Annotated in this window: 10 protein-coding genes (1 of these 10 cut by a window edge); 4 read left to right on the top strand and 6 right to left on the bottom strand. The window is 66.7% G+C overall.

The annotated features are described in order from the left end of the window. Nucleotides 1-10: 10 nt before the first annotated feature. A complete protein-coding gene (locus D7006_RS24240; protein WP_237354855.1) occupies nucleotides 11-358 on the bottom strand; it encodes a lysozyme inhibitor LprI family protein in 348 nt (115 codons plus the stop codon). 24 nt (nucleotides 359-382) lie between these two features. Further along, nucleotides 383-1,204, bottom strand: a complete 822-nt coding sequence (locus tag D7006_RS24235; protein ID WP_237354854.1) for an MOSC domain-containing protein — start codon at nucleotides 1,202-1,204, stop codon at nucleotides 383-385. A 326-nt stretch (nucleotides 1,205-1,530) separates the two neighbouring features. Between D7006_RS24235 and clpB the strand changes: the two genes are divergently transcribed. The 4 genes from clpB (at nucleotide 1,531) to D7006_RS24215 (ending at nucleotide 7,915) form a co-directional block, all read left to right on the top strand. Next, nucleotides 1,531-4,176, top strand: a complete 2,646-nt coding sequence (gene clpB / locus D7006_RS24230) for an ATP-dependent chaperone ClpB (RefSeq protein ID WP_237354853.1) — start codon at nucleotides 1,531-1,533, stop codon at nucleotides 4,174-4,176. Between the two features lie 164 nt (nucleotides 4,177-4,340). After that, nucleotides 4,341-5,789 (top strand): DUF1254 domain-containing protein, encoded by a 1,449-nt coding sequence (locus D7006_RS24225; protein WP_237354852.1) that lies wholly within the window; start codon nucleotides 4,341-4,343, stop codon nucleotides 5,787-5,789. Between the two features lie 403 nt (nucleotides 5,790-6,192). Next, the gene (locus D7006_RS24220) at nucleotides 6,193-7,365 is read left to right on the top strand and encodes a glycosyltransferase family 4 protein (protein ID WP_237354851.1); all 1,173 of its coding nucleotides are present in this window, start codon (nucleotides 6,193-6,195) and stop codon (nucleotides 7,363-7,365) included. 130 nt (nucleotides 7,366-7,495) lie between these two features. Further along, nucleotides 7,496-7,915, top strand: a complete 420-nt coding sequence (locus D7006_RS24215) for a DUF2267 domain-containing protein (RefSeq protein ID WP_237356995.1) — start codon at nucleotides 7,496-7,498, stop codon at nucleotides 7,913-7,915. 6 nt (nucleotides 7,916-7,921) lie between these two features. Here D7006_RS24215 and D7006_RS24210 read toward each other — a convergent pair whose 3' ends face one another. The 4 genes from D7006_RS24210 to D7006_RS24195 form a co-directional block, all read right to left on the bottom strand. Then, a complete protein-coding gene (locus D7006_RS24210) occupies nucleotides 7,922-8,866 on the bottom strand; it encodes a hypothetical protein (RefSeq protein WP_237354850.1) in 945 nt (314 codons plus the stop codon). Nucleotides 8,867-8,984: 118 nt separating this feature from the next. Beyond that, entirely contained in the window at nucleotides 8,985-9,914 is a 930-nt protein-coding gene (locus D7006_RS25320; RefSeq protein ID WP_256444944.1) for a hypothetical protein, read from the bottom strand. Nucleotides 9,915-9,944: 30 nt separating this feature from the next. Continuing rightward, nucleotides 9,945-10,871 carry a hypothetical protein gene (locus D7006_RS24200; RefSeq protein WP_237354849.1) on the bottom strand — a complete coding sequence of 309 codons (927 nt, stop codon included), beginning with the start codon at nucleotides 10,869-10,871 and terminating at the stop codon, nucleotides 9,945-9,947. Between the two features lie 189 nt (nucleotides 10,872-11,060). After that, nucleotides 11,061-12,795, bottom strand: partial view of a M23 family metallopeptidase gene (locus D7006_RS24195; RefSeq protein WP_237354848.1) — the 3' portion only. The gene runs 260 nt beyond the window's last position; the window shows 1,735 of its 1,995 coding nt (coding positions 261-1,995); its start codon lies off the right edge, out of view; the stop codon is at nucleotides 11,061-11,063.

The raw sequence follows: 12,795 nt of genomic DNA, 5'->3' as shown, positions 1-12,795 counted from the left end.
GGACCATGCCTCAGAACGGGCCGCGGGAATAGATGTCGGAGAGCATCCCCTCGATGGCGCGGATGCGGGTCTGATAGGCGGCGGAGATGCAGGCCGCGTCGGCCTTGCAGGCGGCCCGCTCCACCAGCCAGGCGCGCTGGTCGTCCTGGATCGCGCCGCGCTGGCCCATGCCGACCATCTTGGTGATGACGCCGTAGAGCGTCGCCATCTTCACGTCGAGCTGGGCGAGGTCGCAGCTCTTGCAGATGGCCACCTCGTCGGGCGCGCTGACGCCGGCGCAGCTGAAGCTCGCGGCGGAGGCGGGGACGATCAGTGTGGTGGCGAGCGCGGCGGCGAGGAAAGCGGACTTCAGGCGCATGACGGTTCTCCCGGAAGCGGTGGATCAGTCGGCGGCGGGGCGGATGGTGTCGCCTACCGCCACCCGGCCGGAGCGCACCACCTTGGCATAGATACCGCAGTCAGCGTGGCCGTAGGCGGACACGAGGCCCTTCACCACGTTGAGGTCGCGGGCGGCGGTCGCGGGGTTCACGTTCACCGCCGCGCAGCGCTCGGTGCGCTTGAGGATGGCGATGCGCGCCGTGCCCACATTGAGCCGTGCGCCGGACAGCTCCAGCTCCGCGCCCGCCGGCCAGCCTTCCAGATGCAGGTTCATGCGGAAGCGGCGGGGGTCCAGCTCCGCCTCCATCCGCGCGCCGAGGTCGCGCACGCTCGCGAGGTTGAGCAGAGAGAGAAAGCCGGAGCGCAGCGAATCGGTGAAGCGGAAGCCCTCCGGCGCGGTGAGCAGCTTCAACGGGCCGCGCGCCTCTTCGCCCATATAGAAGGCGAGAAAAGCCTCCACCTCCGCCCGGCCCTCGGGCGTCGACAGGTTGGCCGAGACCACCTCGTGTCCGTCGAGGGAGAGCGTGAGCGTCCCCGTCGCTTCGTCATAGCGGGAGGCGAGGGCGGCGAGGCGGGCGTCCCGCATCAGCATCAGGAAGGCGGTCTTCTGCCGGTAGGACGGCTCGGCGGGATCGAAGCCGCTGGGGCCGTTCTCCACCGCATAGAGGCGATCATTGGGGAAGTAGGCGCCGGCGGTCAGCTCCACGGCGTCCAGCGCCTCGGGCGACAGGCCCTTCACCGGATGGCGGTAAAGGGCAGTGACGGTGGCGGGGGGAAGCTCGGCAACCGGAATGGCGGGGGCGGAAGAGACGGACGGCACGGGCATGCGGGGCGCTCCTTCGGGTCCGGAGGCCCCGGCGTCCCATGCCCCGCCGGCCCGGTCAAGGGCGGGCGAATTTTCACCTGGATCAAGGCCATGGCGGCGCGCCCGACCTAGCGTTCAAGGCGTGGAGGGCGGTGGCGGCGCGGTTTGGCCCGGCCGGCTTGAAATCGTGCAGCCACCCCCTTCCGTTGCCGCGGGGCCACACCCACATGAGGCACGGCGCAGGTTTGTTCCGCCTGCGCGACGGTAGCCGGGGATGCCGGGACCGTGTCCCGCCGTGCCCCTTATGCTTCTTGGAAGGTATCGGGCGCGGGAAGGAGGAGAGACAGATGAATTTTGAGATCTATACCGAGCGCGCGCGAGGCTTCGTCCAGTCCGCCCAGTCGCTGGCGGTGCGGGAAGGCAACCAGCAGTTCACGCCGGAGCACCTCCTGAAGGTGCTGATGGACGATCCCGAAGGCCTGTGCTCGGGCCTCATCCAGCGCGCGGGCGGCAATCCCGTGCTGGTGCGCGCCGAGGTGGAAGCGGCGCTGAAGAAGCTGCCGAAGGTGTCGGGCGGCTCGGGTCAGGTGTACCTGTCCCAGCAGCTCGCCAAGGTGTTCGAGACCGCCGAGCAGGCGGCCAAGAAGGCGGGCGACGGATACGTCACCGTCGAGCGTCTTCTTTTGGCCCTCGCCATCGAGAAGGACACCGACGCCGGCAAGATGCTGGCGAAGGCGGGCGTGACCCCGCAGACCCTGAACGCCGCCATCGAGGCGCTGCGCAAGGGCCGCACCGCGGACAGCGCCACCGCCGAGAATGCCTATGACGCGCTGAAGAAATATGCCCGCGACCTCACCCAGGCCGTGCGGGACGGCAAGCTCGACCCGGTCATCGGCCGCGACGAGGAGATTCGCCGCACCATCCAGGTGCTGGCGCGCCGCACCAAGAACAATCCCGTGCTCATCGGCGAGCCCGGCGTCGGGAAGACCGCCATCGTGGAGGGCCTCGCCCGCCGCATCGTCGATGGCGACGTGCCCGAGAGCCTGAAGGGCAAGAGCCTGCTCGCCCTCGATATGGGCTCCCTGATCGCCGGCGCGAAGTATCGCGGCGAGTTTGAGGAGCGCCTGAAGAGCGTGCTCTCGGAAGTCGAGGGCGCGGAAGGCGGCATCATCCTGTTCATCGACGAGATGCACACCCTCGTCGGCGCCGGCAAGACCGACGGCGCCATGGATGCGTCCAACCTGCTGAAGCCCGCCCTTGCCCGCGGCGAGCTGCACTGCGTCGGCGCGACCACGCTGGACGAGTATCGCAAGCACGTGGAGAAGGACGCGGCTCTCGCCCGTCGTTTCCAGCCCGTCTTCGTCTCCGAGCCCACGGTGGAGGATACCGTCTCCATCCTGCGCGGCCTGAAGGAGAAGTATGAGCTGCACCACGGCGTGCGCATCACCGACTCCGCGCTTGTCTCGGCGGCGGTTCTCTCCAACCGCTACATCACCGACCGCTTCCTGCCCGACAAGGCCATCGACCTTGTGGACGAGGCGGCCTCGCGCCTGCGCATGCAGGTGGATTCCAAGCCCGAGGAGCTGGACAGCCTCGATCGCGAGATCATGCGTCGCAAGATCGAGCAGGAGGCCCTCAAGAAGGAGACCGACACCGCCTCCAAGGATCGCCTGAAGCGGTCCGAGAAGGAGCTGGCGGACCTTGAGGAGAAGGCCTCCGTCCTCACCTCCAAATGGAAGTCCGAGAAGGAGAAGCTGGGCGAGGCGACCACCGTCAAGGCCAAGCTCGACCAGGCGCGGGCGGACCTCGCCACCGCGCAGCGGCAGGGCGAATACCAGAAGGCCGGTGAGCTGACCTATTCGGTCATTCCCGAGCTGGAGAAGAAGCTCGCCGACATCGAGAAGGCGGGCGGCACCAGCGGCGGCAGCATGGTGGAAGAGGCGGTGACGCCCAGCCACATCGCCGGCGTCGTCTCGCGCTGGACCGGCGTGCCGGTGGACAAGATGCTCGAAGGCGAGCGCGAGAAGCTGCTGCGCATGGAGCTGGAGCTGGCGAAGCGCGTGGTGGGCCAGTCGGAGGCCGTGGCCGCCGTGGCTACCGCCGTGCGCCGTGCCCGCGCCGGCCTGCAGGACCCGAACCGGCCCATCGGCTCGTTCCTCTTCCTCGGCCCCACGGGCGTCGGCAAGACGGAGCTGACCAAGGCGCTGGCCGAGTTCCTGTTCGACGACGAGACGGCGATGGTCCGCATCGACATGTCGGAATACATGGAGAAGCACTCCGTGAGCCGGCTGATCGGCGCCCCTCCCGGCTATGTGGGCTATGACGAGGGCGGTGCCCTCACCGAAGCCGTGCGGCGCCGGCCTTATCAGGTGGTGCTGTTCGACGAGGTGGAGAAGGCGCATCCGGACGTGTTCAACGTCCTCCTGCAGGTGCTCGACGACGGGCGCCTGACGGACGGGCAGGGCCGCACGGTGGACTTCCGCAACGTGCTCATCATCATGACCTCGAACCTCGGCGCGGAATTCCTCGCTGACCCGCGCCAGCCCATGGGCTTCAAGGTGCCGGGCCACGAGGGCGAGCAGGTGGTTTCCGACGAGGAGGCCTACGACATGGTGATGGGGGCCGTGCGGCGTCACTTCCGCCCGGAATTCATCAACCGGATCGACGAGATCGTCATGTTCCACCGCCTGAAGCGGGACCAGATGGACCACATCGTGGACATCCAGCTGGGCCGGCTGCGCAAGCTGCTGGAGGATCGCAAGATCACCATCGAGCTCTCCCCCGAGGCGCGCAGCTTCCTCGCCGAGAAGGGCTACGACCCGGCCTACGGGGCGCGTCCGCTGAAGCGCACCATCCAGAAGCTGGTGCAGGACCCGCTGGCCGAGAAGATCCTCGGCGGCGAGATCCTTGACGGCGCCAAGGTGAAGGTGGGGCTGGACGGCGGCCACCTCACCTTCGCCAGCGAGGCGGCCAAGGTGGATCAGGCAGCCTGAGGCAGGTCCGTACCGCTTGAGAACACGAGGCCCCCGGCGTCCGCGCCGGGGGCCTTTTTCGTGGCGCCCGCGGTCAATCCCGGACGCGACGAACGGCAATGGTCAAGCTAAGCTCGCGCCCAATCCGGAGCGACAACGCTCCCGCCCCTGGGAGAAGGCCACCCATGCTGTCCAAGCGACATTTCCTGAAGATCCTGGCCGCCGGCGGCGTTGCCGGCCCCGCTCTCTCGCTGGTGCCCGGCCTTGCGCCCGGCGCGGCCAGCGCGGCGGACCGCCCCGGCTTCTTCAAGGCGAAGGACATCGCCGAGGCCGGCTTCATCTATGGCCTGCCCATCGTGATGAATTACGGCGTCATGTACGAGTACGTGGTCGACCGGAACTCCGGGCAGTTCAAGGCGCCGTTCAACCAGCTCTACAACGAGGCCCGCGTCTTCACCTGGCAGGACACCTCGGTGCCCACGCCCAACAGCGACACGCCCTATTCCCTCGGCTGGCTGGACCTGCGCGCCGAGCCCATCGTCATCTCCGTGCCGGCGGTGGAGAAGGCGCGCTATTATTCGGTCCAGCTGGTGGATGGGAATACCTTCAACTACGGCTATATCGGCAGCCGCGCCACCGGCAACGACGCCGGCGACTATCTGGTGGTGGGACCGCGCTGGACGGGCGAGACGCCGCCCGGCATCCGCAAGGTGTTCCGCGCCTCCACCGATTTCGCCCTCACCGTCTTCCGCACCCAGCTGTTCGGCGCGGCCGACATCGACAATGTGAAGAAGGTTCAGGCGGGCTACCAGCTGCGCCCGCTCTCCACCTTCCTCGGCAAGGCCGCGCCCCCTGCCGCGCCGCAGGTGGACTTCCCGAAATTCTCCAAGGATCTCGTCCGCACCGAATTCTTCGAGTTCCTGGATTTCGCGCTCCAGTTCGCCCCGGTCCGGCCGGAGGAGAAGGCCATCCGCGAGCAGCTCGCCAGCATCGGCGTGGGCGCCGGCAAGACCTTCGATTTCAAGAGCCTGTCGCTGGAGGACAAGGCGGAGATCCTCATCGGCCTCAAGGAGGGGCAGCGCAAGGTGACCGAGGCGGTGGCGGCCTTCGGCACGGATGTGAACGGCTGGCGCGTGGGCTCGCCGGCGGGCGATGCCGCCTTCTTCAACGGCGACTGGCTGCTGCGCGCCGTGGGCGCCCAGGCTGGCATCTATGGCAATGACGCAGTGGAGGCCACCTACCCGATGACGCGGGTGGACGCCGACGGCCAGACCCTCGACGGCTCCAAGCACAATTACACGGTGACCTTCCCGGCCGACGCCCTGCCGCCGGTGAACGCCTTCTGGTCGGTGACCATGTATGACGGCAAGACCCAGCTGCTCATCAAGAACCCCATCGACCGCTACCTCATCAACTCCCCCATGCTGGAGAGCCTGAAGCGCAACGCCGACGGCTCGCTCACCCTCTACATCCAGAACAAGTCCCCCGGCGCGGACAAGGAGAGCAACTGGCTCCCCGCCCCCGACGGCCCCATCTACATGGTGATGCGCCTCTACTGGCCCAAGGAGAACCCGCCGTCGATCCTGCCGCCCGGCAAGGGGACGTGGAAGCCGCCGGGGGTGAGGAAGGGGTGAGGGGGCGAACGGCCGTCCGGTCTCGAAGCTGGATGCTGCATTCCCCGGCGAGGCCGTAAGGGGGCAGGCGGCGTGAGGGGGAGGGCCGGGACGGAAGCTTCGGTTGAGAGGGAAGGATGGCCCCCGGCGTGATGCAATGGGGGTCTTTTATTTTTGTGTGATTTTTGGACCGGAGTTATGTCATGCCCGCCAAACGATAGCTGTGGGCATGCACGCTGGCGACATGCTGCCGGTGTTGACGGTAGGCGGCCACGTGCCGCACAGCTTATGCGCGAGCTTCCGGTTGAAACCTCAACAGGTAACCACCAAGCTGCAGTTAAAGGTTAAACGCGGAGGCGCACCAGCGTCATACGCGAAAATTATGTGAATTTCGTGCGTTTTTCCTATTGGTTTGGGGAAATACATGCACAATCAAATTATGTTAAATTGGCAGGCCAATAATTATTTTGGCTGGGGATTGGTTGGTTTGAGTATTTTTCAGCGCTGGGCGATCGATCCAGACGTTCAACCGTTGATGGGCCGGCCGATCGGACCGGCCGATGTCCAAGCCATGGATCCTTTGCGCATGTTCGCAATGGGTCCGGCTGTCATCAAATCCAACGCATTCCTGGCCCGCCTCGTCGCGGACAAGACCGGCGCCGCCGCAAAGGACCTCATCGTAGTGAATGGGTTCGGCAACCGGTTCGTCGCGGCGGCGGAACCACACTTCAAAGGACGGCGAACCATTGCTCGGTGTCTGCTGGAAGATACGCGTGTAGACAGTGCGCGTCAGGTGTTGGATAGCCATGACGATGTGCTGTGTGCCTCAAGCTGGGGAGCAGATATTTTGAGGGCGGCGAGTGGAAAGCCAGTGAGGGTGATCCATGAAGGGGTAGATGCCTCACAGTTCTTCCCGGGGCCCAAATCGGGACTTCTCGATCCCAATAGGTTTTACGTCTTTTCGGGTGGAAAGATCGAGTTTCGCAAAGCACACGATCTCGTATTATTGGCATTCCGAGAGTTTGCGGCGCGCCACAAAGAGGCTATTCTGGTATCTGCTTGGCATTCTCCCTGGCCACAGGGCTCTGTAGGCTTTCAGGGCAAGCTGAAATTCCCACTTCGAATGGGTGCCAGGGGCGTGCTGGACGTGAAGCGATGGGTTGCGGAGAATGGGATCAGTGAGAGCCAGTTTTTGGAATTGCCACCGACGCCTAACCCATTGATCCCAGCTATTTTGCGCGAAATGGACTGCGCACTACAGGTGTCGCGATGCGAAGCGGCAACAAATCTCCCCGCGAAGGAAGCCATGGCTTGCGGGGTTCCGGTGATACTCGCCAATAACACTGGCGTCCGCGACTTGGTTGGCAACAACAATTGTGTCGTTCTGGGCACTCAGGCTCCCGTCGTGTCGAAATCAGTCGGCACAGAAGGATGGGGAGAGAGCAGTGTAGAGGAAATTGTCTATGCTTTAGAGATATTATTTAATGATAGTAAATCGCGAAAGCAAATTGGAGCACGTGGGGCTCAGTGGATCATGGATGAAGGGCGCACTTGGGATCATCATGCGGCTGCGCTGAAGTCATATCTTCTCGCTTAAATGGTTGTGTTTGATGTCTGATTTTGATGGTGGAATCTTCTTTTAGCTTCTCCACCGCTGCTGTCCCTGAATTACCCTGCAGCAGACATTCTGAATGTCAGGGATGGGTCATCTCCTACCGCGCATTCCCATGCCCATTCCCCTCGACCTCCAGCACGCCACCGAAGAGTTCGACCGCTTCCTCGCCGATGCGCGGGACACGGCGGGGCTCGGCACGCGCAATCAGGCCTACACCATGGTGGATGGCGTGTTGCGGGTGTTCCGGCGGCGGCTGTCGGTGGAGGAGGCGATCCGCTTTGCGGGGGTGCTGCCGCCGGTGCTGCGGGCCATCTTCGTGGCGGACTGGGACACGGCGGAGCCGCGCCGGCCGTTCGCGGACCGGGCGGCAATGACCGCCGAAGTGCAGGACCTGCGCCGGCACCACAATTTCGCGCCGGCCTCGGCCATCGCCGATGTGGCGGCGGCGCTCAGGCGGAACATGGACGCGGACAAGCTCGACCGCGTCCTCGCCACCCTGCCGGAGGGTGCGGCCGACTTCTGGAAGGCGTGACGCCCCCTACTTCCCCCGCGCCGCCTGCACCAGTTCCTCCGCGCGCTTCACCGCGCCCGGAAAGAACGGCAGGCCCGGCGCGGCCTTGACGAAGCAGGCGCGGAAGGCGTCGCCGCCGGCTTCGCGGATGGTCTCGGCTTCCTTCCAGCGCGGGTCCTCGTCGTTCTTCGTCTTGGCGGCGGCGTCCTCGAGCTTGGTGGCCTTGGCGTTGGCCTCCTTCCAGAGCTTCTCGCAGGCCGGCAGGGGCTTGATATTGGCCTTCAGGTCCGCCGTGCCCACAACCACGCGGCCGTCGCCGATGCGGGTGAAGACGATGCTGCTGGGCGGGTCGTTCTGCTGGCCGGATTGGGTGAAGAGGCCGAGCGCCGCGGTGACGCTCTCGCCCTCGCCGGCCGTCACCGGCAGGTCCATGTACTTGATGAAGGCGGCGTCCGTGCCGAGCACCGCGAAATAGAAGGGCTCGGTGCCCATGGCCCCCTTGAGGCCGAGGCGCAGTTCGGGGGCGGCGTCCTCTTCCTTGGCGCGGGCGGCGAGCCATTGGGTGAAGATCGGTTCCGGGGAGACGAAATAGCGGGTGGTGAGATCGACGCCGGAGAAGAGCAGGCCGTCCGGCTCCTTCGATTCCAGATAGTCCGGGTTCAGCGAGGACGGCATGAAGACGGGCTTCTTCTGCGTGCCCTTGAAGGCGAGCGGGCCGAGCAGGCCCACCATCCGCTTTTCCAGATCCTTCAGCAGCGGTGTGCTGAGCTTTTCGATGTCCCCGTCGCTCTTGCCCGCCTTCACGGCGGCGGCCACCTCGGCCTCGGCCTTTGTGTGGGCGGCGATGTAGTCGCCCGCCGCATCCGCCCGCGCCGCCACCGGTGCGCCGGCGAGAAGGCCCGCCGCCAGCAGGGCCGAAGCCAGCCGGAGGGAAGAGCGTCCAGCGGGGCGGCGGCGATCGGGGCGCGTCATGGGGACTCTCGTGTGCTGAAACGACAATGGCGGCGCAATCTGCGCCGCCATTGGTAAAAATCAATGGATGGCCCCGCCGCGTCCCCGGTCTTCCACCGGCACCGCGCGGGCTATGCGCTCACTGGCCCCGGGCGGTGGCGAGGAGGGCTTCGGCCCGCTTCACCGCGGCGGCGAGGAAGGGCTGGCCCTGGGCCTCCTTGGCGAAGCAGGTGCGGAAGGCGTTGGAGGCGTCCACGTCGGCCGTGTTCGCCTGCTCCCAGCGCGGATCATCCTCTTTCTTCGACTTCTCCGCGGCGGTGCGCAGCGCCTCCGCCTTGGCGCTCGCCGCCTTCCACGCCTTGTCGCACACGGGCAGCGACGTGATGCCCAGCTCCACCGCGGCGTTTCCAACGGTGACCCGGCCGTTGGCCACGCGGGTGATGACCACCGCTTCGGGCAGCGTGTTGGAGGGAAGGTCCTGGCTGAACAGGCCCAGCGCCGCCCGTACCGTCTCGCCCTCCGCCGCCGTCACCGGCAGATCCATATAGCGGGAGAAGGCCGCCTCGGCGCCGATGGCGAGGGTGTAGAACTCCTCGCTTCCCACCGCCGCCGCGATCCCGCGGCCGAGGGCCGGGTCGGCGCCCTCCGCCTTCGCGCGCGCCGCCAGCCAGTTGGCGAACACCGGCTCGGGTGACACCAGAAGGTAGGTGGTGGCGTCCGCGTCGGAGAACAGGAGGCCGTCCGGCCCGCCGGATTCGATGCTGCCGTTCAGCAAGGTGGCGGGCGAGAAGCTGGCCGAAAATCCCTTGAAGCGGAGCGGGCCGATGAGCCCGCCCATCATCCGCTCCAGCGCCTTGCGCTCGGCGGCGTCGCGCTTCTCCAGATTTTCGGGGCTTGCGCCGGCCTTCTCCGCCTTGGCCAGCGCCGCCACGGCCTTGTCGCGGGCAGCGATATAGTCGTCGGCCGGTCCCGCCCCGGCACCGCCCGCCGGGGCCATGGCGAGGCCCAGTGCAAGCATGAAGGCGGGTCCATTCAGCAGGTTCGGCAGGCGTCGCGCGGGGCGGGTCATGTCAGGTCTCCGATCCGGGGAAAGGTGCGTTCACTGTCCGCGCGCGGTGGCGAGGAAGGCTTCCGCCTTCTTCACGGCGGCGGCGAAGAAGGGCTGGTTCGGCGCCTCCTTCATGAAGCAGGCGCGATAGGCGTTGGAGCCCTCATCCTGGATCTTGGTGATCTCTTCCCAGCGCGGGTCCTGGTCCTTGTTGTCCTTCTCCACCTGCTTCTGCAGCGCGTCGGCCTTGGCCTTGAAGGGCTGCCAGATGGCGTCGCAGGTGGGGATGGGCTTGTCGCCGAGCTTCACCATGGTCACGCCGGCCATGGCGAGGCCGCCGCCGATCCGCACGATGGCGATCTCATTGGGTGCGGTGTTGCCGGAGGGCTCCTCGGTCTGGAGCCCGAGCCAGGCGGTGGCGGTCTCGCCCGGCACGGCGGCCACGGGCAGTTCCACGTACGGCTGGTAGAAGCCGCCGTCGAAGCCGACGGCATTCGTGTAGAATTCAGGCGTCCCCGCCGCCGCCTTCACACCGGAGGCGAAGGCCTTCGGGGCATCCGGATCCTTGGCGCGGGTGGCGAGCCAGGCGGTGAAGATGCTTTCGGGCACGACCACCAGACGGGTGTTGTAATCCTTGCTGACGAATGAGAGGCCGCCCAGATCGTGCGCGGGGGTGTTCTCGTCATAGGTCAGCACGCGCAGCGTATATTCCGGCGAACCGAGGCCCTTGAACTTCATCGGGCCGACGAGGGCCGTCATGCGCTTGCCGAGATCCTTGAGCGCGGCTTCCTCGCGCTTGACCACGGCATCGTCCCCGCTCTTGCCCGCCTTGGCGGCGGCGATGGAGGCGGCTGTCGCCTTGTCGCGGGCGGCCACATAGTCGCTCAGCGGATCGGCGGCGGCGAGCGCGGGCAGCGCGGTGGAGATGACGAGGGCGCAGGCGAGGGAACGAACCGAACCACGGAAGGGGCCGCTCATGGGGGCAGTCCTCTGGGAGAGAAAGGTTTGGCTTTCAACCGGTCGCAGCGGTAGCTGAACCGTTCCCAAGGTCAAGCTTTGTTTGTGGCGGAGTGCGGCCCCGCCTGCGGCGCCATTTCGCGGGTCCCGCGGTCTTTTGATGAAGCGCGTTCCGGCCCGCGCGCAGAGGCGTCGGGTCGGAACAGGGGGTCAGTTGCTCGCGGCGCGGGTCTTGGAAGAGCCGGAGCCGGCGTTCGCCACCTTCGGCGGCACTGGGGCGTGGCTGAGCAGGGCCTCGATGCGCTCCCGCTCCTTCTTGAACTCGGCCAGGAACTTGCCGTCCAGCGCCCGGCCGCGCGGCAGGCGGATGCGCATGGGATCGACGAAGTTGCCGTTGATCTTCACCTCGTAGTGCAGATGCGGGCCGGTGGAGAGGCCGGTATTGCCGAGATAGCCGATGAGCTGGCCCTGGCGCACCGTCACGCCCTCGCGGATGCCGCGGGCGAAGCCCGACTGGTGCGAGTAGGTGGTGACGTAGCCGTTGGCGTGCTGGATCTCGGTGTGCTTGCCGTAGCCGGATTTCCAGGTGGCGTAGATGACGGTGCCGTTGCCCGCGGCATAGATGGGCGAGCCGATGGCGTCGGCCCAGTCCACGCCCGTATGCAGTTTGGAATAGCCGAGGATGGGGTGGCGGCGATAGCCGAAGGGCGAGCGCATGATGCCGCCGGTCATCGGCTTTCTCACCAGGAACTTCTTCGCGCTCTTTCCGTCCTCGTCATAATAATCGACGAGCCCGTCGTCCGTGGTCTGGAAGCGGTAGTAGCGCCGCGTCTCCTTGTTCACGGTGAGGGCGGCGTAGAGCACGTCGTTGGAGGCGCCGGGATCGTCCGAGAACAGCACCTCGAAATTGTCGCCCGGCTTCACCCGGCGCTGGAAGTCCACGTCGAAGGAATAGACGCGGATGATGTCGGCGATGACGCTGCGCGGCACGTCGTTGCGCAGCGCGGTCTCGTAGATGCTCTCATAGAGCCGGATGCCGGGGCCGCTGTCGTCCTCGTCCGTATCCTCGGAGACGCCGGCCATCTCGGTCTCGGAGGGCTCGGGCACGTTCACGAACTCGTCCTTGTCGGAGAGCGCGACGGTGCCCTCGTGGCCGAGGTCGCTGAAGATGGAGATGCGCAGCGGGCGTACCCGCTTGTTCTCTTCCTGCAGCAACAGGTGCATGCGCAGGCCGTCCTTCACGGTGCCGTCCCGGCCGCGCTGGAAGGCGGCGGCGGCGGCGCGGGCGTCTTCCTTGGAGACGCCGTTGTCCATGAGGATGGAGACGATGGTGTCGCCCCTCTTCACCACCACGGTGGAATCCGACCAGTCGTTGCCGCCGGAGGTCTCGTCGGAGGTCTTGGGCACGAAGCTGATATTGGCCGGGATGACCGGCATCGGCGCGTTGGCTGCGCCGGGGGGCGCGTGGCCCGCCGGGACCGCCGAGGCCGGCAGGCCGGGCGAGCCGAGCGCATTGCCGACGCTGGCATAGGACAGATAGGGCGCGGTGGCCGCCTGCGCCGCCGCCTGGGGCGCGAAGCCCGGCTGAGCGCCGACGATGGCCGCGGGCAGGCCGCCCTGGCCGGGCTGCACGCGGGTCAGCTCGGCCACCTCGCGCACCTTCACCAGCACGTTCTCCATGGACGTGCCGGCACCGAGCCGGGTGCTCGGGGGCAGGCTGGAGATGTCGCGCATCACCAGCGTGACTTCGCCGGTGGGCTCGGCCTGGGGCGCGGTCTCGTCCTTGCTGGAATCGGCGACGAGCTGGGCGGGGTTGAAGCGCGGGATATTGGTGGAGACCGACGTGGTGGACATGGCGAGGTTCGCCGCCACCCGGGTGAAGGGCCGCACCTTGATGATCTCGCGATCGCCCATCTTGGTCGCGGTGGAGACGCGGAAGGTCTGG

The sequence above is a fragment of the Xanthobacter sp. YC-JY1 genome (assembly GCF_021730305.1).
In the GTDB taxonomy this organism is placed as follows: Bacteria; Pseudomonadota; Alphaproteobacteria; order Rhizobiales; family Xanthobacteraceae; genus Xanthobacter; species Xanthobacter flavus.
Note: the sequence above shows the minus strand (reverse complement) of the source record. Positions and strands in the feature narration are given on the sequence as shown.

What these genes read in the sequence shown, in the direction of transcription:
- D7006_RS24225 (WP_237354852.1), top strand. Translation starts at nt 4,341, where the DNA reads ATGCTGTCCAAGCGACATTTCCTGAAGATCCTGGCCGCCGGCGGCGTT.
- D7006_RS24210 (WP_237354850.1), bottom strand. Translation starts at nt 8,866, where the DNA reads ATGACGCGCCCCGATCGCCGCCGCCCCGCTGGACGCTCTTCCCTCCGG.
- D7006_RS25320 (WP_256444944.1), bottom strand. Translation starts at nt 9,914, where the DNA reads ATGACCCGCCCCGCGCGACGCCTGCCGAACCTGCTGAATGGACCCGCC.
- D7006_RS24235 (WP_237354854.1), bottom strand. Translation starts at nt 1,204, where the DNA reads ATGCCCGTGCCGTCCGTCTCTTCCGCCCCCGCCATTCCGGTTGCCGAG.
- clpB (WP_237354853.1), top strand. Translation starts at nt 1,531, where the DNA reads ATGAATTTTGAGATCTATACCGAGCGCGCGCGAGGCTTCGTCCAGTCC.
- D7006_RS24220 (WP_237354851.1), top strand. Translation starts at nt 6,193, where the DNA reads ATGCACAATCAAATTATGTTAAATTGGCAGGCCAATAATTATTTTGGC.
- D7006_RS24200 (WP_237354849.1), bottom strand. Translation starts at nt 10,871, where the DNA reads ATGAGCGGCCCCTTCCGTGGTTCGGTTCGTTCCCTCGCCTGCGCCCTC.
- D7006_RS24215 (WP_237356995.1), top strand. Translation starts at nt 7,496, where the DNA reads ATGCCCATTCCCCTCGACCTCCAGCACGCCACCGAAGAGTTCGACCGC.
- D7006_RS24240 (WP_237354855.1), bottom strand. Translation starts at nt 358, where the DNA reads ATGCGCCTGAAGTCCGCTTTCCTCGCCGCCGCGCTCGCCACCACACTG.